Source organism: Fluviicoccus sp. (genome assembly GCF_030646115.1).
Lineage (GTDB): Bacteria > Pseudomonadota > Gammaproteobacteria > Pseudomonadales > Moraxellaceae > Fluviicoccus.
This window is the reverse complement of the sequence record NZ_JAUSMX010000002.1, coordinates 426809-446257: the sequence shown is the minus strand read 5'-3', so window position 1 is coordinate 446257 and position 19449 is coordinate 426809. Positions and strand designations below refer to the sequence as shown.

The following is a 19449-nucleotide window of genomic DNA, read 5'->3' as shown; positions in this document are numbered from 1 at the left end:
GCCTTCATGTAGGGGATTTCAGCGTGTGGGAGTTAGTTAAAGCCGGTGGATGGCTGATGGTGCCGATTATCGTATCTTCGGTGCTGGCTCTGGCGATTTGTCTGGAGCGTGCCTGGGCCTTGAGAACCAGCCGGGTTGCACCGCCGGAGTTATTGCCCGAAGTCTGGAACTGGATTCGCAGCAAGCAGCTGAACGCTGAGCGTCTTCGCGAGCTGAAGGCAGGTTCGCCGCTGGGCGAAATCCTGGCGGCCGGCCTGCTGAATTCGCGTCACGGCCGGGAAATCATGAAGGAAAGCATTGAAGAGTCCGCTTCGGTGGTCATTCACCACATGGAACGGTATCTTTCCTTGTTGGGCACATTGGCCATGATTTCCCCCTTGCTGGGGCTGCTGGGAACCGTGCTCGGCATCATCGAGGCCTTCATGGCAGTTACAGGCGGCGGCATGGCCGACCCATCCCTGCTGGCAAACGGCATTTCCAAGGCGCTGGTCACCACGGCCGGGGGCATATTTGTTGCCATTCCCGCTATGATCATGCACCGCTATTTTGTCCGGCACATAACCTCTGTGGCAGTGGATATGGAGCAACAAGCCATCAAGCTGGTGGATATCGTTCATGGTGACCGGGAAGTGGACTTCCAGGAAATCAATCCATGAAGTTTCGCCGTCCCCGGGAAGATTCGCTGGAAATCAACCTGACGCCGCTGATTGATTGCCTGTTGTTCCTGATTATTTTCCTGATGATCTCCACAACCTTCAACAAGTCCGGCAAGGTGCAGATTGTGTTGCCTGAAGCAAAGGGTGAGCCCGCCCGGACATCCGGCGGACGCACCATTGAAATCGGAGTCAGCCAGACAGGGGGTTACACGGTGAACGGTCAGGAACTGGCCATCAAGAATGCCGTCCAACTCCAAAGCGCCATCGAAAAGATCAGCAACGGCCGCCGTGACCTGCCCTTCGTGATTGCCGCAGACGGCAAGGCGCCGCATCAGTCCGTGGTGACGGTCATGGATGTGGCGGGGCAGATGGGCTTTGTCAATCTTAATATCAGTACGCGCATCAGCAGCGAGCCCCGTTAATGTCCTCCAGCACCGGTATCCAGGTCTATAAACGGCTTCTCAAGTACACCCGGGCTTACTGGGTGGCCTTTGCCCTGGGGCTGTTGGGCTTTTTCATCAATGCCCAGACCGAGTGGGCCGCCGCCCAGTTGGTCAAGTTCATCATCAATGCCATCCAGAACAAGGATCAGCACGCCAAGGACTGGTTCCCGTTTCTGATTGTGATCATTTTCCTGTTTCGCGGCATTGGTACGTTCATGGGTAACTATTTTCTGTCGCTGGTGGCGCGGAATGTGGTCTATCACCTGCGGACTGAGTTGTTCAACAAGCTGCTGACCCTGCCCAGCCATTTTTTTCTCCACAATTCGCCCGGCCATATCAGCGCCAAGCTCATTTATGATGTCGAACAAGTGACCGGCGCCGCTACAGATGCACTGAAAACACTGGTGCGTGAAGGTGCGGTTGTCGCTGGACTGCTGGTCTACCTGTTCTGGACCAATTGGCGGTTGTCGTTATCGCTGCTGCTGATCGGACCCTTGGCGGCTTTGATGGTAAGGACGGCAAGCAAGCGGTTCCGAAAGCTTTCTCATCGCATCCAGAACACCATGGGTGATGTCAGCCATACCGTTAATGAGGTAATCAATGGGTACTCGGTCGTAAAAAGTTATGGCGGCGAAGCCTTTGAGAAAGCGCGTTTCGAAAAGGCCTCCATGGAAAACTTGCGGCAAAGCATGAAAATGGTGGTAACGGCATCCCTCAATACGCCACTGGTGCAGTTGCTCATGGCGGTCTCCATGAGCTTTGTGGTTTACATGGCGCTGCAACCGCACATTCTGGGTGATGTCAGTGCCGGAGAGTTCGTGGCGTACATTACAGCAGCCGGTCTGTTGTCGAAGCCGGTGCGTGCACTGACTGACATTAATGAAAAGATACAGCGCGGCATTGCTGCCGCTGAATCTGTATTTACCATGCTTGATGTTCCAGGTGAAACCGACTCTGGTAAAACTGTCATGGGGCGTTCACGGGGTGAACTGGAATATAGGGGGCTGACTTTTTCATATCCCGAAACCGGCCCGGTTCTGACAAATATCGATCTGCATATTCAACCCGGTCAGACAGTCGCCTTGGTAGGGCGATCTGGTTCCGGCAAGAGCACCATGGTCAACCTGTTGCCGCGTTTTTATGACTGCGACCCCGGCAGGATTTTGCTGGATGGAAGGCCGTTGCAGGATTACACACTGGATTCACTACGTCGCCAGATTTCTATCGTAAACCAGAAGGTGATGTTGTTCGATACCACCATCGCCGAGAATATTGCGTATGGTTCACTGTCCGGCGCCAGCCAGACAGATATTGAAGCTGCCGCCCTTGCGGCTTATGCACATGAGTTTATCATCAAGCTGCCTGACGGTTACCGGACCCGGATTGGCCAAGATGGCGCCCAGCTCTCTGGAGGCCAGCGGCAACGCCTTGCCATTGCAAGGGCGATACTCAAGGATGCACCCATCCTGATTCTGGATGAAGCCACCAGCGCCCTCGACAATGAATCCGAGTTCTATATCCAGTCAGCCCTGGAAACCGTAATGAAAAACCGGACGACGTTGGTGATTGCACACCGCTTGTCGACGATTGAAAAAGCCGACCTGATCCTGGTCATGGAGAACGGCCAGATAGTCGAATCCGGCGCCCATGCAGATTTGTTGGCCAGAGGGGGCGTTTACGCCCAGCTTCACAGTCGCCAGTTTGTTGAAGAAGACGACGGCTTTCGGGTATGAGGCCCGATCTGGCGGAGGCCTGGTACCGCAATAGCGGCTTTCTCCAGCTTTTGCGGCCGTTCTCGTGGTTGTATGCGCTGCTGACCGGATTCAGACGCATGGCTTACCGGCTGGCCTGGCTGAAGTCAACCCGCTTTCCGGTGCCGGTCATTGTTGTCGGCAATATCACCGTTGGCGGTACGGGCAAGACGCCGCTGACGCTGTATCTGGTTCGGCTGTTGCAGGGTGAAGGCTTCCGGCCTGCGGTGGTCAGCCGGGGTTATGGCGGGAAAGCCGACTATCCGTTGCGGGTAACATCCGCAACCCGTCCCGAAGCGTCGGGTGATGAACCGTTATTGATATGCCGGGAAACCGGGGTGCCGGTGGTGGTTGACCCCAACCGCCCCCAAGCCGTTGACTACCTGCTGGCACACAATTTGTGCGATATCGTCATTAGTGATGATGGTTTGCAGCATTATGCCCTTGGCCGTGATCTGGAGTTGGTGGTGGTGGATGGCAAGCGTTTGTTCGGCAACGGCATGCAACTGCCAGCCGGGCCGTTGCGTGAACCGCTGACTCGGCTGAAGCGGGCCGATGCGGTCATCGTCAACGGCTCCGCCCACGAGATGGCTTCATTGAAGGGCGTGATTCCCGATCCGGTGCCGCGTTTCCTCTTCACATTGGCGTCCGCCGGCTTGATGCCTGTCGGCGTTGCATCTCCGGAGTCACCTCCCGCATCACCGGATACAGTGCATGCGGTGGCGGGTATCGGCAACCCCGAGCGGTTCTTCACGACACTGGAGAATTCCGGGTTTCGGGTCATCCGCCATCCGTTCCCGGACCATCACCGTTTTGTGCCCTCGGATTTGGCATTTGACGATGGCTTGCCGGTGGTCATGACCTCCAAGGACGCCGTCAAGTGTCGTGACTTTGCCGGAGAGCAGGTCTGGCAACTGCCTGTCACCGCCAGACCGGATCAGGAATTTGTGGAATTCATGCAGGCCTTTCTGGGCCGTTGTCGGGAGAAGAATGCTCATGCTGGATAAAAAACTGCTCGCAATTCTGGTTTGTCCCTTGTGCAAGGGCCCCTTGCATTACGTCAGGGAACGCAATGAATTGATCTGCCGGGCTGACGCCTTGGCCTTCCCGGTGCGTGATGAAATTCCGGTCATGCTGGAAAACGAGGCCCGCCCGCTGAGCCTTGATGAAAAGCTGTCACATGATGCCGGTGGTATGCCGTTATGACCGCTTTCCACGCTGTAATTCCGGCGCGGTTCGGTTCAACCCGCCTTCCCGGCAAGCCCTTGCTGGATATTGCCGGTAAACCGATGGTGATCCGGGTTTATGAGCGAGCTGTGCAGAGCGGCGCACAGTCTGTCGTCATCGCCACCGATGATAGCCGCATTGCCGAAGCTGCTGACAAGGCGGGAGCGCCGTGGGTGATGACATCCCCGGATCATCCTTCCGGCACCGATCGCTTGCAGGAGGTCGCCGCCAAATTTGGGTGGGCCGCCGACGCCATTATCGTCAATGTCCAGGGCGATGAGCCGTTGATTCCGCCCGAGGTCATCAATCAGGTGGCCGATAACCTCGCGGCCCATCCTCAGGCATCCATGGCAACGCTGGCGGAACCGTTACATGACGTTACGCAATTCACCAACCCTAATATCGTCAAACTGGTCCGTGACCATCAGAATATGGCGCTCTACTTTAGTCGCGCCTGTGTTCCCTGGGCCAGGGATGCTTTCCGCGACGGCGTGACAGCGTTCCCGACCCCCGACCTTTACCTGCGACATCTGGGTATTTATGCCTACCGGGTGCGGTTTCTGCATCAGTATGTGGGGTGGCCCCCGGCCTTGCTGGAGCAACTGGAGGCGCTGGAGCAGTTGCGGGCGCTGTACTACGGTGCGCGTATTCATGTCGATCTGGCGTCTGCCAATCTCCCTCCAGGGGTGGATACGGCCGAAGACCTGGAACGGGTCCGGCAAATTTATTCATAATCAGGTTTTCAGCATGAGTGACAAGATTTCGATATTGTTCGTATGTACGGGCAATATTTGCCGCTCTCCCACGGCGGAGGGGGTTTTTCGTTCAATGGTGGAGAAATCCGGCTGGACGGATCTGTTCAAGATAGATTCGGCTGGTTCGGCAGCCCATTTTGTGGGGGAGCCGCCTGACCGCCGGGCGCAGAAGTACGCCAAGGCCAAGGGATATGACCTGTCGAAATTGCGTGCGCGTTTCATCAAGCCCACGGACTTTGAAAACTTCGACTATGTGTTGGTGATGGATCGCCGCAACATGCGGGATATGGAAAAGGTGCGGCAATATTGCCGTAATCCGAAAGCCCGGCTGCAATATCTGCTGGATTATCATCCGGTCAACAAGGGTGGCGAAGTGCCGGACCCCTATGGCGGTGATGAAAAGGATTTTGAGGCCGTGCTCGACCTGGTGGAGACAGCAGTTGAAAACCTGCTGAAAACCCTGCTTCAGGAAAAAGGCCTGATCAACTGCGCTTGCTGATTGTCCGGACAGATGCCCATGTTTCTTGAGAGTCAGCCTTTAACCCGTTACAACACCTTCGGCATCAAGGCGCAGACCCGGTTTCTGGCCTTGGTTGATAGTGATGCCGAATTGCGCTTCCTGTTGCTGTCAGTGACGGCCCGCAACCTGCCGTTGATGGTGTTGGGAAGTGGCAGCAACATGGTGCTGCGGGGCGATTTTCCGGGGCTGGTTCTTGTGATGCGGCAAAAAGGCATCCAACGGCTGTCAGCCACTCAGGATGAGGTTGTGGTTGAGGCCGCTGCCGGGGAGATCTGGCATGACTTCGTTCAGTACTGCCTGGCTCAGGGATGGTACGGGCTGGAAAACCTGTCGCTGATTCCCGGCACGGTCGGGGCGGCGCCGGTGCAGAACATCGGGGCTTACGGTGTGGAGGTGAAGGACAGTCTATGTGGTCTGACGGCCATGCATCGCGAAACCGGAGTTACCAGAGATTTCACCGCCGCTGAATGTCGTTTCGCCTATCGTGACAGTATTTTCAAGCAGGATGCGGCCGGACAGTGGATTATCACCCGTGTCCGCTTCCGGCTGTCACAGCGGCCCTTGGCCCATGCCGAATACGGTGATATCCGCCGACAGCTACAGGCGACCGGCGTGGACCGGCCCTCGCCACGGCAGGTGGCCGACGCCATTATCGCCATCCGCCGCAGCAAGTTGCCCGACCCGGCGCAGATTGGAAATGCCGGGAGCTTCTTCAAGAACCCGGTGGTGCCAACCGCCCAATTCGATCGGCTTAGGCAGGATTTCCCCGAACTTCCAGCCTATCCGCAAGCCTCCGGGGTGAAACTGGCTGCCGGTTGGCTGATTGAGCGGGCAGGCTGGAAGGGCAAAACTCTGGGGGAAGCCGGGGTCTATGACAAGCAAGCCTTGGTTCTGGTGAACCGGGGCAAAGCCACCGGCTGCGACATACTGACTCTGGCAGCGGCCATCCAGCGGGATGTTTCTGATAAATTCGGAGTCGCGCTGGAAATTGAACCGGTGATTGTCGGCTGAGTTGCCGCTAGACCCGCCGCAACCGCGCCTTCAGGTTGTCGCGTTTGGACAATGGATGCCTTGATTCGATTTTAAGCCGCGTATTCTCTTCCTGCAGTGACGCCAGCCGTTGCTGTTCCAGACGCAGCAGGGTCTGGGTCTCCATCAGTTGCATTTCCGTCAGCGCCAATCGGCCTTCACTGTCTTCCAGACCTTGCTGCTGCATGCGCAGCACGGCTTCGTAATGTTCCCGCTGTTCCGTCAGCTGCCGGGTCAGGGAGTCTGACTGACGCTGCTGTTCCAACTCCACATTCCGGTATTGCGCTGCCAGTAACGCCAGCTCTTTTTCCAACTGGCCGCGCGCCTGATCCAGTTCATTGAACGCCTGCTGTCGGCTTTCCAGCCGGACTTCCAGCTCCTGCCGCAAGGCGGTTTCGCTGGACAACCGCGCCAGCATGTCCCGTTCGCCGGCTTCCAGCGCCGCATAGCGTTGCTCCAGTTCCTGATAACGAAGGCCGGATTGCTCCAGGGCGGAGAGGGCGTCGTGACGGTCTTCACCCGCGACTCGTACCTGTTCCAAGGCATCGGTACGCAACTGCTCAAAGGCCTTTTCACCGTGTTCCAGAGCCCGTTCCCATAATTGCCGGGTCAGTTCAACCACCGGTTCGGGAACTTCGGGTTGCGGAATGCGATTGCTCAGCCGTTCGGCCAGATTCTCCCACCAGACTTTCAGGGCATCGTTGATGGTGCCGGCGCTGCCGCGACGGGTGATTTCACGGACACTGGCGACCGTGGGGCGCTGGCCTTGCGACATCAGTTCGTCGGCCGCCTGCCAGACGGCTTGCTGAATGGAGGGAATGGGATGCATGGTTGCAGGCTCGTGATGGTTGTAATGAATATTACAGCCACCCCGAACCGGACTCAATCGGGATATGGGCTAAACGCCGGTTAATTGGTGGTATGGACCATGTAATTGACATCGACATTTGGCGCCAGCCAGTAATATTTGGTCAGCGGGTTGTAATGCAGGCCGGTACTTTGCTGCAGGTTCAATCCGGCGGCGCGAATCCAGGAGGCCAGCTCCGAGGGGCGGATGAACTTGGCGTATTCGTGGGTGCCCTTGGGCAGCATGCGCAGCACATATTCCGCGCCGACAATGGCAAACAGGTAGGACTTGGGGTTGCGGTTGATGGTGGAGAAAAATACATGACCGCCCGGTTTAACCAGTTGCCGGCAGGCGCGGATGATGGAAGCCGGGTCGGGCACGTGTTCCAGCATTTCCATGCAGGTGACGACATCAAAGGACTGGGGTTGCTCCTCAGCCAGTTGTTCAACCGGGACTTGGCGGTATTCCAGATTCTCAACTCCCGCCTGTGCGGCGTGCAGGCGGCCCACGGCCAGCGGTGCTTCTCCCATGTCGATGCCCAGCACTTGTGCCCCTCGGCGAGCCATGGATTCGGCAAGGATGCCGCCGCCGCAACCGACATCCAGCACCCGTTTGCCGCTCAGGGCGGAACGTTCATCAATCCAGTTCAGTCTCAGGGGGTTGATCTGGTGCAGCGGCTTGAATTCGGAGTCGGCATCCCACCAGCGGGCGGCCAGGGCTTCAAACTTGGCAATTTCGGCGGGATCAACATTGAGCGTGGTCATCGGGGGTGTCCTGAATTTTTCTGACCGAAGTATAACGGGAAAGCAGTGCACTGCCACAACGCCAGACTGTTTTGCATACAGCTGTTTGACGCGGAGGCGGGAGAGGGTGCAGAGGCCCCCCACACACCCTCCGGATATGGTATATTTCCGCGCTTGAAAAGCGCCGGTACAAAGACAGAATACCGACGGCGCCGTCCCGAATCCGAGAGCTTGTATGACCGATTTTGCCGCAGAAATTGTTCCCGTCAATATTGAAGACGAACTCCGTCAGTCCTACCTCGACTACGCCATGAGCGTGATTGTCGGCCGTGCACTGCCCGATGTGCGCGACGGCCTGAAGCCCGTGCACCGGCGCGTGCTGTTCGCCATGCACGAGCTGGGTAACGACTGGAACAAGCCCTACAAGAAATCGGCCCGTGTGGTTGGTGACGTCATCGGTAAATACCACCCGCACGGCGACTCGGCGGTGTACGACACCATCGTCCGCATGGCGCAACCCTTCAGCCTGCGCTACCTGCTGGTGGACGGCCAGGGCAACTTCGGCTCGGTGGACGGCGATGCCCCGGCCGCCATGCGTTACACCGAAGTGCGCATGACCAAGCTGGCCCACGACCTGCTGGCCGACCTGGAAAAGGAAACCGTTGATTGGGTGCCCAACTACGACGGCACCGAAATGATTCCGGCGGTGATGCCCACCCGCATTCCCAACCTGCTGGTCAATGGCAGCAGCGGTATCGCGGTCGGCATGGCCACCAATATTCCGCCGCACAACCTGACGGAAGTGGTCAACGCCTGCCTGGCGTTCATTGATGATGAAGAAATCAGCATTGAAGGGCTGATGGAATTTGTCACCGGCCCCGATTTCCCCACCGGCGCCATCATCAACGGCCGTGCCGGTATTGTCGAAGCCTACCGTACCGGTCGCGGCCGCATCATTGTCCGCGCCAAGCACCACATTGAAGTGGATGGCAAGACCGGCCGCCAGTCGATCATCTTTACCGAAATTCCCTACCAGCTGAACAAGGCGCGCGTCATTGAAAAGATCGCCGAGCTGGTGAAAGACAAGAAGCTGGAAGGCATCAGCGAACTGCGTGACGAGTCCGACAAGGACGGCATGCGCATCGTTATTGAAGTGAAGCGCGGTGAAGTGGCGGAAGTGGTGGTGAACAACCTGTTCGCGCAGACACCGCTGGAAAGCTCCTTCAGCTTCAACATGCTGGCGCTGGTGGATGGCCAACCGCGCATTCTTAACCTGAAGGATCTGATTTCCGCCTTTGTGCGTCACCGCCGTGAAGTGGTGACCCGTCGCACCGTCTATGAACTGCGTAAGGCTCGTGAACGCGGCCATATCCTGGAAGGCTTGGCGGTTGCACTGGCGAATATTGATGAAGTTATCGAACTGATCAAGTCCTCAGCTACCGGCAACGAGGCCCGCGACAAGCTGATGGCCAAGCTGTGGAAGGAAGGCGGTGTGATGGCCTTGCTGGAACGCGCCGGCGACATGAACGCCTGCCGTCCGGAAACGCTGGAAGACTACCTGGGCATGCAGGAAAACGGCTATCGGCTGTCACTGGATCAGGCGCAGGCTATCCTCGACCTCAAGCTGCAACGCCTGACCGGTCTGGAGCAGGACAAGCTGCTGGGTGAGTACGAAGAGCTGCTGGTCAAGATCGCCGGTCTGCTGGCCATTCTGGCCGACGCCAAGCTGCTGATGGATGTGATTCGCGGTGAGTTGCGTCAGGTGCTGGATTCCTACGGCGACAAGCGTCGCACCGAGATCATCGCTTCCCGCCTCGACCTGAGCATGGAAGACCTCATCACGGAGGAATCGGTGGTGCTGACCATTTCGCACACCGGTTACGCCAAGATTCAGCCGCTCAGCGATTACCGCGCCCAGAAACGCGGCGGTCGCGGCAAGTCGGCCACGGCCATGAAAGATGAGGATTACATCGAGCATCTGCTGGTAGTCAGCACGCACGACACCATTTTGTATTTCACTTCGTTGGGTAAAGTGTACTGGCTGAAGGCGTATGAATTGCCGCAGGCCGGGCGTGGCGCCAAGGGCAAGCCGCTGGTCAATATCCTGCCGTTGCAGGAAGGCGAGAAGGTGTCGGCCATCCTGCCGTTGCGCGAATATGCCGAAGGCAATTACGTGTTCATGGCCACCAGCGACGGTACGGTCAAGCGCGTCGATCTGGCTGCGTTCTCTCGTCCCCGCAGCAGCGGCCTGATTGCCATTGAACTGCAGGGCGACAACCAGCTGATCGGTGTCGAGATTACCGACGGTAATCAGGACATCATGCTGTTCAGTAATGAAGGCAAGGCCATCCGCTTCCACGAGTCCGATGTCCGTGTTGTGGGACGTTCCGCCATGGGCGTGCGCGGCATGCGTATTCCTGACGCCGCCCGTATCGTGTCGTTGTGCGTGGCGCCGGAAGATGCCGATATCCTCACTGCCTGCGCCAACGGTTTTGGCAAGCGCAGCAAGGTCAGCGACTACCCGCACCGCCTGCGCGGCGGTCAGGGCGTTATCGCCGTACAGACCAGCGAGCGTAACGGCGAGCTGGTCGGTGCGGTGGTGGTGCGTGACGGCAATGAACTGCTGCTGATTTCCGATCTGGGCACGCTGGTGCGCACCCGGGTTTCCGAAATCCGGACCATGTCGCGCAACACCCAGGGCGTGATGCTGATCCGCTTGTCTGATGAAGAGAAGCTGGTGGGTGTCGTCTGTCTGGATGAGCCCGAAGAAGAGGACGAGTTCCTTGGCGAGGCGGGTGAGGCGGTGTCCGCGCCTGCGGCTGATTCCGCTGCCGACGAACCCGAAGCGGTTGCTGACGACGCGGCTGACGAGCCTGAAACCGATGACGGCGCCGGCGACGAATCACCTGACGAAGCCTGACCCCTTAATAGCCCCCTTGGAAAGGGGGCGGCCCATCGGGCCGGGGTTTTCCCCCTTATTTCTTTGAAACCGCAGGAAATCCAGATGCGAGCCTACAATTTCTGCGCCGGCCCCGCCGCGCTGCCCGAAGCCGTTCTGAAACAAGCCCAGGCCGAGATGCTGGACTATCACGGCAAGGGTTTATCCGTGATGGAAATGAGCCATCGCAGCGCCGACTACGTCGCCATTGCTGAACAGGCCGAGCAGGACCTGCGCGACCTGATGAACATCCCCGCCAATTACAAGGTTTTGTTCCTGCAGGGCGGCGCGTCGCAACAGTTCGCGATGATCCCGATGAACCTGCTGCGCGGCAAGACCACGGCGGACTACGTCAACACCGGCATGTGGTCCGACAAGGCGATCAAGGAAGCGAAGAAGTTCTGCCAGGTCAATGTCGTCGCCTCGGACGAAGCCAACGGTTTCCGCAAGGTGCCGGACGTCGCGTCTTGGCAGGTCAATCCGGATGCCGCCTACCTGCATTACACGCCCAATGAAACCATTCACGGTGTGCAGTTCGACTTCATCCCCGACAGCAATGTGCCGCTGGTGGCCGACTATTCGTCAATTATCCTGGCTGAGCCGCTGGATGTTTCGAAGTTCGGCCTGATCTACGCCGGTGCGCAGAAAAATATTGGCCCGGCCGGTCTAGTGGTGGTGATTGTGCGTGAAGACCTGCTGGGGCAGGTTATCCCCGGTACGCCGACCATGCTTGACTACAAGGTGCAAGCTGACAACGGTTCCATGTACAACACGCCGTCGACCTATGCCTGGTACCTGTCCGGTTTGGTATTCCAGTGGTTGAAGGCCCAGGGCGGCGTGGAAAAGATGGGCGAGATCAACCGCCGCAAGGCTGCCAAGCTTTATGCCGCTATTGATGGTAATGAGTTCTATGGCAACCCGGTGGCGCTGCCCAACCGTTCGATGATGAACGTGCCGTTCACCCTGGCCAAGCCGGAACTGGAAAAGACCTTCCTCAAGGAAGCCGAAGCCGCCGGGCTGCTGAATCTGGCCGGTCACCGCTCGGTGGGCGGCATGCGCGCCAGCATTTACAATGCCGTACCGGAAGAGGGTGTGGACGCCCTGATTGCCTTCATGACGGATTTTTCCCGTCGAAACGGCTGAGTCCATCCAGCAAAAGCGTCAACAACGGGGTAGTGCGATGGTCAGCGGATGGACGTCATGGTCAAGCAGCGCCCTGTTGCTGGGGAATCTGGCGTCTCTGGATGCCTTGGCGGAGGAAGACGAGAATCAGCCCTTGCTATCGTCCGCGCCAACCGGCCAACCGTTTTTGGCGGCTGAGCCGCAAGCGCTCAGCACCATGACAGAAACCCCGGACTCCGTTCGCGGCATCAGCGGTCACGAGCCGGTATATGCCTTGCTTTCCGGCAACTGGCGGGGCAAGGGCAGTTACGGACTCAAGTTCCAGTTCAGCCTGAAGTATCGCCTGCTGAATCCGGACAATGCCGCCCATTCGGTGTGGTGGGAGCGCTTTTATCTGGGCTACACCCAGAGTTCGCTGATGGATTTGACAACCAAGTCGTCGCCTTTTCATGACTCTGCCTATCGCCCAGAAGTGTTCTGGGAGCAATTGCCGGTGGTTATTTTCCCTCGCTTCAAGACCTTTGAAGGCATGCGGCTGGGTTTTGGGCATGAATCCAATGGCAAGGCGAGCCTGGACTCACGCAGCATCAATATTGCCTATGTCCGTCCGGTTTTCAGCGGCTTGCTGGGCAATCATGGACAGGTATGGAGCTTCTCGCCCAAAGTCTACGGCTATCTGGAAAAGTCCGATAACCCCGATATTGCCGACTACCGGGGTTATGGCGACTTTGAGTTTCAGGTCAGTCGGAAGGACTCGTGGGCCTGGTCGGCCATGGTTCGCCAAGGCATGAAAAATCATGGCAGCATCCGGCTGGATGCCAGCTATCCGTTTCGCGGTTTGTTACGAAATCTGAACGGTTCCCTGTATCTGCAGTATTTCAATGGCTACGGTGAAACCATTCTGGATTACAATCGCAAGCAGCCGTCCCGCGTGGGCTTTGGCCTCATCGTGGTGCGCTAGCATGCTTGTCTGTTCATAACCTTTGTCTGACTCACACGCTTATGACTGATTCCCGTTTGCCGACCCTGCCCGAACTGCGCCAGCAGATTGACGCCATTGATGTGCAGATTCACGAGCTGATCAACCGGCGGGCGCATTGCGCGCAACTGGTCGCCGAGGTCAAGAAGGCTGAAGATCCGACCATCACCAGCTTCTACCGCCCCGAGCGCGAGGCGCAGGTGCTGCAAATGGTGATGCAGCGCAACCTGGGGCCGCTGGCCGGGGAAACCGTGGCGCGGCTGTTCCGTGAAATCATGTCGGCCTGCCTGGCGCTGGAATCACCGCTGAAGATTGCCTTCCTCGGTCCCAACGGCACTTTTACTCATGCCGCCGCGCTCAAGCATTTCGGTCATGCCGCCATCACGCGCCCAATGGCCACCATTGACGAAGTGTTCCGTGAGGTGGAGGCGGGCAGCGCCCATTACGGCGTGGTGCCGGTCGAGAATTCCTCCGAGGGTGTGGTCAACCATACGCTGGATTGCTTCATCAATTCCGGGCTGAAGATCATCGGCGAGGTGGAGTTGCGTATCCACCACAACCTGATGGTGGCGGAAGGCACGCAGCTCAAGAACATTTCACGGGTGTACTCGCACCAACAGTCGCTGGCGCAATGCCGCAAGTGGCTGGATGCCCATTTCCCGAAAGTGGAGCGTATTGCCGTTTCCAGCAATGCCGAGGCCGCGCGGCTGGTGAAGGGCGAGTGGCATTCCGCCGCCATTGCCGGGGAAACCGCCGCCGAACTCTACGGTTTGAAGAAACTGCACGAGAACATCGAAGACAACCCCAGCAATACCACGCGCTTCCTGATCATAGGCACGGAAACCACACCGTCCAGCGGTGACGACAAGACATCGATCATCGTTGCTGCGCACAACGAAGCCGGGGCGCTGTACCGTATCCTGGAGCCGTTCTACCGCAACGGTTTGTCGCTGACGCGAATTGAAACCCGCCCGTCGCAGTCGGATATCTGGTCCTACGTCTTCTTTATCGATTTTGAAGGTCATCAGTTGCAGCCGCAGGTGAAACTGGTGCTGGACGAATTGCACGACCGCGTGCGTGAACTGAAGAACCTGGGTTCTTATCCGAAAGCCGTCATCTAATGGGGTCATAGCCCCGCTGAACGGATTGACCGTGGCGGGGCTTTCAACAGGAAACATAGCCATGTCCTGCGATTTTTTTAACCGCGCCACTCCGGGCGTGCAGCAAATTACCCCGTACCAGCCGGGCAAGCCGATTGATGAACTGAAGCGTGAGCTGGGACTGGACGATATCGTCAAACTGGCCAGTAATGAAAACCCGCTGGGTTGCTCGCCACTGGCCGTGTCCGCCATCCAGGCTGAAATGACCCAGATCGGTCGTTATCCCGACGGTAACGCCTTTGCCCTGAAAGAAGCCATTCGCCTGAAGTTCGGCTTTGCGCATAACCGCATCACACCGGGAAACGGTTCCAATGACATTCTGGAGTTGGTGGCGCGCGCCTTCATCAATCCGGGTGAGGAAGCGGTCTACAGCCAGCATGCCTTTGCGGTGTATCCGCTGGCCGTACTGGCCGCCAGCGGCAAGGGCGTGGAAGTGCCTGCCGTGAATTATGGCCATGATCTGGACGCCATGGCCCGCGCCGTGAACGCAAACACCAAGGTCGTTTTCATCGCCAATCCGAACAACCCGACCGGCACCTGGTTTGAAAGCGCGGACTTTGAGGCCTTTATGGCGAAGATTCCGGCGCAGGTACTGGTGGTGCTGGACGAAGCCTATGTGGAATACGTAACGGAAGCCGGTTTCATGAATGGCTTTGATTACGTGGATCAGTACCCGAACCTGCTGGTCAGCCGCACCTTTTCCAAGGCTTATGGCCTGGCTTCGTTGCGCGTCGGCTATGCGATTGCCCATCCCGATGTGACCAATATCCTCAACCGTGTTCGCCAGCCGTTCAACGTCAACAGCTTTGGCCTGGCCGCTGCAACCGCCAGTCTGGGGGACGACGCCTTTGTCAGCGCCAGTCGTGAATTGAATGCCGCCGGGATGCGCCAGATCGAAGCCGGGCTTAAAGCGCTCGGACTGGATTTCATTCCCTCCCGTGCCAACTTCATTGCCTTTGATGCCAAGCGTCCGGCCATGGAAGTGTTTCAGGCGCTGTTGAAAGAGGGCGTGATTGTGCGTCCCATCGCCAACTACGGCATGCCCACCTGGGTGCGGGTGAGCATCGGGCTGGAGAGCGAGAATGCGCGCTTTCTCGAAGCCCTGACCAACGTGTTGGGCTGAATCATGTTCAGCCGTGTTGCCTTTATCGGCCTTGGCCTGATCGGTTCCAGCCTGGCGCGCGTGCTGCGTGCCGAAAAGCTGGCGGATACCATTGTCGCCAGCAGCCGTAGTGAGCGCACGTTGAAGACGGCGCAATCCATTGGCTTGATTGATGCCGGTTATGCGGAAGCGGCTGACGCCGTAATGGGTGCGGATCTGGTGGTATTGGCTATGCCGGTTTGCGCCACGGAGAGTGTGCTGCACAGTATCCGTGATGCGGTGGGGCCGGAGACGATCCTGACCGATGTCGGCAGCACCAAGGGCAATGTCGTGGAAGCCGCCGCACGGGTGTTTGGCCGGGTGCCGGTGCATTTTGTGCCGGGGCATCCCATTGCCGGTTCCGAGCAGAGCGGGGTGCTGGCAGGTAAGGTGGATCTGTTCCAGCGCCACAAGGTGATTCTGACACCGCTGGCGCATACGGCCCCCGAGTCCACGGCCAAGGTCCGCCGGATGTGGGAGGCCGCCGGCGCCGAAGTGTTGCAGATGACCGTTGAACGCCATGACGAAGTCTTGGCCAAGACCAGCCACCTGCCGCATTTCCTGGCGTTCTCGCTGGTGGATTCACTGGCACGTGAATCGCAAAACCTCGATATTTTCCGTTATGCCGCCGGGGGCTTCCGCGATTTCACCCGTATCGCCGGCAGTGACCCCTTGATGTGGCATGACATCTTTTTTGCCAACGAGCGTGGTATCCTTGCCGCCCTCGAAGGTTTCAGCCAGGGCGTAGAGCGTTTACGCGCCGCCGTGGTAGCCCATGACAGCGAGGCTGTGCTCGGAATCCTTACCCGCGCCCAGGCCGCCCGTCACCATTTCACCCACATGTTGGCCGGTACGGCCTATGCCAAGACCATGAATCCGAAAAACCTGCAATTTATCGTAGAAGCCGGCGGTAGCCTGACCGGTCAGATCCGCGTTCCCGGCGACAAGTCCATTTCCCACCGCTCCATCATGCTCGGCTCGCTCGCCGAGGGCGTGACCGAAGTTACCGGTTTTCTGGAAGGGGAAGATGCGCTCGCCACACTGCAGGCATTCCGCGACATGGGTGTGGTCATTGAAGGCCCGAAAAACGGGGAAGTCCGTATTCACGGCGTCGGCCTGCACGGGCTGAAGAGCCCTCCCAACGCCATTTATTGCGGCAACTCCGGCACCTCAATGCGCCTGCTGTCCGGCATCCTGGCCGCCCAGAAGTTCGATACCGTGATGACCGGCGATTCTTCACTGACCAAGCGGCCCATGGAGCGTATCGCCAAGCCCTTGCGCAGCATGGGGGCCGTGATCCAGACCACCGGCGAAAAGGGTACCCCGCCTGTCAGCATCAAGGGCAGCCAATCGCTGAAGGGCATCGTCTATGACATGCCGGTGGCCAGCGCCCAAGTCAAGTCGGGCGTGCTGCTGGCAGGCCTGTGGGCGGAAGGGGAGACGGTGATTACCGAGCCCGCACCCACCCGCGACCATAGCGAACGGATGCTGCGCGGTTTCGGCTACGATGTTAAGACGGAAGGCTCCACCATTCGTATCCGTGGCGGCGGCAAACTGACGGCCACCAACATTGACGTGCCCGCCGATATTTCTTCGTCTGCCTTCTTCATGGTGGGCGCCAGCATCGCGCCCGGCGCCGACATCGTGCTGGAGCATGTCGGCATCAACCCGACCCGTATCGGCATCATCAACATCCTGCGCGACATGGGCGGTGATCTGACCCTGATGAACGAGCGGGAAGTGGGTGGCGAGCCGGTGGCTGATATCCGTGTCCGCTACGCCAAGCTGAAGGGCATCCGCATCAACGAAGCCGATGTCCCGCTGGCCATTGATGAGTTTCCCTCCCTGTTCATTGCAGCCGCCTGCGCGGAAGGCACCACGGTGCTGACTGGTGCTGAAGAACTGCGGGTCAAGGAATCCGACCGCATCCAGGTGATGGCGGACGGCCTGATTGCCCTGGGCGTCAAGGCCACACCGACGCCTGACGGCATGATCATCGAAGGCGGTCCTATCGGCAGCGGTTCGGTGGTCAGTCACGGCGATCACCGCATTGCCATGTCTTTCGCCATGGCCGCCTTGCGAGCCCTGGGTCCTATTGAAATCAACGATTGCGCCAACGTCGCCACCAGCTTTCCCGGCTTTGTGGAACTGGCGCGTGGCGCGGGTCTGAATATCCGCGTGGTGGAACAATAATTGGCTATGGAAAAACTGGGTTTTCTGGAATTGGCCAAGAAGTTGCTGGCCGAGCAAAAACGTCCGCTTTCCTCCGAGGAAATCTGGGAGCTGGCAAAACAAACCGGTTATGACAAGCAGGTGGGTTCCCGGGGCAAGACCCCGGTGCGCACCTTGGGCGCCCGGCTGTATATCGACATGCGTGACAACGTGGCCAGCCCGTTCTGCAAGGTCGGGTCGCGCCCGGTGCGGTTCTTCCTGAAGAGCCTGCCGATTCCCTTTGATTTGCCGTTATTGCAGGAAGCGGCCGGAGAAAGCAAACCGGGAACCAAGCGGCCGGTGGCGCGCGGCAATTTCCTGGAAAAGGATTTGTATCCGCTGCTCAGTTATTTTGCTTCCCTGCACCTGCGTGTTTACTCCCGCACCATCCGCCTAAGCCAGACCGACAACAAGGATTACGGCGAGTGGTTTCATCCGGACATGGTCGGCTGCTACTTTCCGATGGAGGAGTGGCAGACCGATGTCTATGAGTTGAACTCTACGCTGGGTAATACAGCCGTTCGTTTCTATTCCTTCGAAGTAAAGCGCGAGCTGAATTTTGCCAACCTTCGTGAAACCTTTTTCCAGGCAGTTTCAAATTCCTCTTGGGCTAATGAAGGTTATCTGGTGGCGGCGCGTATTTCCGACGATGAAGAGTTCATCGCTGAACTCAGCCGGCTGTCCGCCACGTTCGGCATCGGCATCATTGAACTGAACACCAATGAACCCGACGCCTCCAGCATCATTTTCCCCGCCGCACGGACGGAAACTCTGGATTGGGATGTGCTCAACAAGATGGCCACCATCAATCAGGACTTCCATGACTTCATCAAGCGTGTGAAGACGGATATTCAGAGCCGTGAAATCCGTAAGGAATGGTACGAGCGTATTTTTTCCAGCGAAGAGTTGCAGGACCTGTTTCGCTAGCGCCACTCATCTGAAATGCTGCTGTTAGCCGCCAAATACGCCTTCAGAAGCAATTTGTGTCTGGTGGCGGTTGCTTTTCAGTCCGGACTTCTATAAAAAGCACGCGCCTGCCCCATAACAATCAGAATCCCAGGCAGACCTGTCATCACTTTGCTGGAGGCACGCATGAGTGCAGATCTTGAACCCGTCGTCCGCGAATTGCAGATTCCGCCGGTCATCACCATCGATGGCCCCAGCGGATCAGGAAAGGGCACTATTGCCCACCGCTTGGCACTGAAGCTGGGTTTCCGCGTCCTTGACTCCGGCGCGTTATATCGTTTGCTGGCGCAGGCTGCGCAACAGCACGGTGTGCAGACGGATAATGAAAAGGGGTTGGAAGTTCTCGCAGCTTATCTGGATGTCCAGTTCGAGGACAATCAGGGCGAATCGATGCTGATCCTTGAAGGAGAGGATGTCACCCAGACCATCCGTACCGAAGAAGTCGGTGCCGCCGCTTCCCGGATCGCCGCCTTGCCGGGTGTCCGAGCCGCACTGCTGCAACGCCAGCATGCTTTCCGCGAACTGCCGGGACTGGTGGCGGACGGCAGGGACATGGGCACCATCGTCTTCCCGGATGCCTGTGTAAAAATCTTCCTGACCGCTTCGGCGGAAGCCCGGGCGGAAAGGCGATACAAACAGTTGCTACAGAAGGGCTTTGATGCTAATTTAGCCGCCATTTTAGAGGACATCCGCGCCCGCGACCTGCGTGACACGCAGCGCACCGTGGCCCCGATGAAGCCTGCCGCCGACGCCTTGGTGCTCGACAGCACGGCGCTCGGTATTGAAGCGGTGCTGCAGGCGGTTATCGCCGCTGCACAAAAAGCGGAACAACTGAAAGCGTTCAGGGCCCAACTGGGCGCCTGAGCAAGACAGTATTTTGACGCAAAAGCCGGGTACAACCGGCTTTTGCTGTTGGGAAAGGCGGCATTCCGGCGTCACCAGCAAGGCCGGAACGTGCGTC

At 58.2% G+C, this 19449-nt stretch carries 18 protein-coding genes; 16 read left to right on the top strand and 2 right to left on the bottom strand.

Annotated features, from left to right (window positions below; translation table 11 throughout):
* The first annotated feature begins 23 nt into the window (after window positions 1-23).
* From Q7T36_RS02140 to murB, 8 genes are read left to right on the top strand one after another with little or no spacing between them, the layout of a single operon-like run.
* Entirely contained in the window at window positions 24-656 is a 633-nt protein-coding gene (locus Q7T36_RS02140; protein WP_304843484.1) for a MotA/TolQ/ExbB proton channel family protein, read from the top strand.
* The gene (locus Q7T36_RS02135) at window positions 653-1078 is read left to right on the top strand and encodes a biopolymer transporter ExbD (RefSeq protein WP_304843482.1); all 426 of its coding nucleotides are present in this window, start codon (window positions 653-655) and stop codon (window positions 1076-1078) included. The genes Q7T36_RS02140 and Q7T36_RS02135 overlap by 4 nt, the downstream gene beginning before the upstream one ends.
* Window positions 1078-2832, top strand: a complete 1755-nt coding sequence (msbA, locus tag Q7T36_RS02130) for a lipid A export permease/ATP-binding protein MsbA (protein WP_304843480.1) — start codon at window positions 1078-1080, stop codon at window positions 2830-2832. Before Q7T36_RS02135 ends, msbA begins: the two co-directional genes overlap by 1 nt.
* Complete coding sequence (lpxK, locus tag Q7T36_RS02125; protein WP_304843478.1) at window positions 2829-3857, top strand: tetraacyldisaccharide 4'-kinase; 1029 nt, start codon at window positions 2829-2831, stop codon at window positions 3855-3857. The genes msbA and lpxK overlap by 4 nt, the downstream gene beginning before the upstream one ends.
* Entirely contained in the window at window positions 3850-4056 is a 207-nt protein-coding gene (locus tag Q7T36_RS02120; RefSeq protein ID WP_304843601.1) for a Trm112 family protein, read from the top strand. The genes lpxK and Q7T36_RS02120 overlap by 8 nt, the downstream gene beginning before the upstream one ends.
* Complete coding sequence (gene kdsB / locus Q7T36_RS02115; protein ID WP_304843476.1) at window positions 4053-4811, top strand: 3-deoxy-manno-octulosonate cytidylyltransferase; 759 nt, start codon at window positions 4053-4055, stop codon at window positions 4809-4811. The genes Q7T36_RS02120 and kdsB overlap by 4 nt, the downstream gene beginning before the upstream one ends.
* Before the next feature lie 13 nt (window positions 4812-4824).
* Window positions 4825-5331: a low molecular weight protein-tyrosine-phosphatase gene (locus tag Q7T36_RS02110; protein ID WP_304843474.1), complete on the top strand. Its 507-nt coding sequence runs from the start codon at window positions 4825-4827 to the stop codon at window positions 5329-5331.
* A gap of 18 nt (window positions 5332-5349) precedes the next feature.
* Complete coding sequence (gene murB, locus Q7T36_RS02105; RefSeq protein ID WP_304843472.1) at window positions 5350-6363, top strand: UDP-N-acetylmuramate dehydrogenase; 1014 nt, start codon at window positions 5350-5352, stop codon at window positions 6361-6363.
* Between the two features lie 7 nt (window positions 6364-6370).
* Here murB and Q7T36_RS02100 read toward each other — a convergent pair whose 3' ends face one another.
* Together Q7T36_RS02100 and ubiG are read right to left on the bottom strand one after the other, a co-directional pair.
* Window positions 6371-7210: a DNA-binding protein gene (locus tag Q7T36_RS02100; RefSeq protein ID WP_304843470.1), complete on the bottom strand. Its 840-nt coding sequence runs from the start codon at window positions 7208-7210 to the stop codon at window positions 6371-6373.
* 80 nt (window positions 7211-7290) lie between these two features.
* Window positions 7291-7992 (bottom strand): bifunctional 2-polyprenyl-6-hydroxyphenol methylase/3-demethylubiquinol 3-O-methyltransferase UbiG, encoded by a 702-nt coding sequence (ubiG, locus tag Q7T36_RS02095; protein WP_304843468.1) that lies wholly within the window; start codon window positions 7990-7992, stop codon window positions 7291-7293.
* Window positions 7993-8206: 214 nt separating this feature from the next.
* Here ubiG and gyrA point away from each other — a divergent pair, with 214 nt between their 5' ends.
* The 8 genes from gyrA (at window position 8207) to cmk (ending at window position 19352) form a co-directional block, all read left to right on the top strand.
* Window positions 8207-10891: a DNA gyrase subunit A gene (gene gyrA, locus Q7T36_RS02090; protein ID WP_304843466.1), complete on the top strand. Its 2685-nt coding sequence runs from the start codon at window positions 8207-8209 to the stop codon at window positions 10889-10891.
* 84 nt (window positions 10892-10975) lie between these two features.
* A complete protein-coding gene (gene serC, locus Q7T36_RS02085; protein WP_304843464.1) occupies window positions 10976-12052 on the top strand; it encodes a 3-phosphoserine/phosphohydroxythreonine transaminase in 1077 nt (358 codons plus the stop codon).
* A gap of 37 nt (window positions 12053-12089) precedes the next feature.
* Window positions 12090-12992, top strand: a complete 903-nt coding sequence (locus Q7T36_RS02080) for a phospholipase A (protein WP_304843462.1) — start codon at window positions 12090-12092, stop codon at window positions 12990-12992.
* A gap of 41 nt (window positions 12993-13033) precedes the next feature.
* A complete protein-coding gene (gene pheA, locus Q7T36_RS02075; protein WP_304843460.1) occupies window positions 13034-14131 on the top strand; it encodes a prephenate dehydratase in 1098 nt (365 codons plus the stop codon).
* 61 nt (window positions 14132-14192) lie between these two features.
* Complete coding sequence (hisC, locus tag Q7T36_RS02070; RefSeq protein ID WP_304843458.1) at window positions 14193-15293, top strand: histidinol-phosphate transaminase; 1101 nt, start codon at window positions 14193-14195, stop codon at window positions 15291-15293.
* 3 nt (window positions 15294-15296) lie between these two features.
* Entirely contained in the window at window positions 15297-17504 is a 2208-nt protein-coding gene (locus Q7T36_RS02065; protein WP_304843456.1) for a bifunctional prephenate dehydrogenase/3-phosphoshikimate 1-carboxyvinyltransferase, read from the top strand.
* 6 nt (window positions 17505-17510) lie between these two features.
* A complete protein-coding gene (locus Q7T36_RS02060; RefSeq protein WP_304843598.1) occupies window positions 17511-18449 on the top strand; it encodes a COG2958 family protein in 939 nt (312 codons plus the stop codon).
* Between the two features lie 165 nt (window positions 18450-18614).
* Complete coding sequence (cmk, locus tag Q7T36_RS02055) at window positions 18615-19352, top strand: (d)CMP kinase (RefSeq protein ID WP_304843454.1); 738 nt, start codon at window positions 18615-18617, stop codon at window positions 19350-19352.
* Window positions 19353-19449 lie beyond the last annotated feature (97 nt).

What these genes read in the sequence shown, in the direction of transcription:
- Q7T36_RS02080 (WP_304843462.1), top strand. Translation starts at nt 12,090, where the DNA reads ATGGTCAGCGGATGGACGTCATGGTCAAGCAGCGCCCTGTTGCTGGGG.
- Q7T36_RS02060 (WP_304843598.1), top strand. Translation starts at nt 17,511, where the DNA reads ATGGAAAAACTGGGTTTTCTGGAATTGGCCAAGAAGTTGCTGGCCGAG.
- cmk (WP_304843454.1), top strand. Translation starts at nt 18,615, where the DNA reads ATGAGTGCAGATCTTGAACCCGTCGTCCGCGAATTGCAGATTCCGCCG.
- Q7T36_RS02100 (WP_304843470.1), bottom strand. Translation starts at nt 7,210, where the DNA reads ATGCATCCCATTCCCTCCATTCAGCAAGCCGTCTGGCAGGCGGCCGAC.
- gyrA (WP_304843466.1), top strand. Translation starts at nt 8,207, where the DNA reads ATGACCGATTTTGCCGCAGAAATTGTTCCCGTCAATATTGAAGACGAA.
- ubiG (WP_304843468.1), bottom strand. Translation starts at nt 7,992, where the DNA reads ATGACCACGCTCAATGTTGATCCCGCCGAAATTGCCAAGTTTGAAGCC.
- serC (WP_304843464.1), top strand. Translation starts at nt 10,976, where the DNA reads ATGCGAGCCTACAATTTCTGCGCCGGCCCCGCCGCGCTGCCCGAAGCC.
- Q7T36_RS02110 (WP_304843474.1), top strand. Translation starts at nt 4,825, where the DNA reads ATGAGTGACAAGATTTCGATATTGTTCGTATGTACGGGCAATATTTGC.
- hisC (WP_304843458.1), top strand. Translation starts at nt 14,193, where the DNA reads ATGTCCTGCGATTTTTTTAACCGCGCCACTCCGGGCGTGCAGCAAATT.
- lpxK (WP_304843478.1), top strand. Translation starts at nt 2,829, where the DNA reads ATGAGGCCCGATCTGGCGGAGGCCTGGTACCGCAATAGCGGCTTTCTC.
- Q7T36_RS02065 (WP_304843456.1), top strand. Translation starts at nt 15,297, where the DNA reads ATGTTCAGCCGTGTTGCCTTTATCGGCCTTGGCCTGATCGGTTCCAGC.
- Q7T36_RS02135 (WP_304843482.1), top strand. Translation starts at nt 653, where the DNA reads ATGAAGTTTCGCCGTCCCCGGGAAGATTCGCTGGAAATCAACCTGACG.
- pheA (WP_304843460.1), top strand. Translation starts at nt 13,034, where the DNA reads ATGACTGATTCCCGTTTGCCGACCCTGCCCGAACTGCGCCAGCAGATT.
- kdsB (WP_304843476.1), top strand. Translation starts at nt 4,053, where the DNA reads ATGACCGCTTTCCACGCTGTAATTCCGGCGCGGTTCGGTTCAACCCGC.
- msbA (WP_304843480.1), top strand. Translation starts at nt 1,078, where the DNA reads ATGTCCTCCAGCACCGGTATCCAGGTCTATAAACGGCTTCTCAAGTAC.
- murB (WP_304843472.1), top strand. Translation starts at nt 5,350, where the DNA reads ATGTTTCTTGAGAGTCAGCCTTTAACCCGTTACAACACCTTCGGCATC.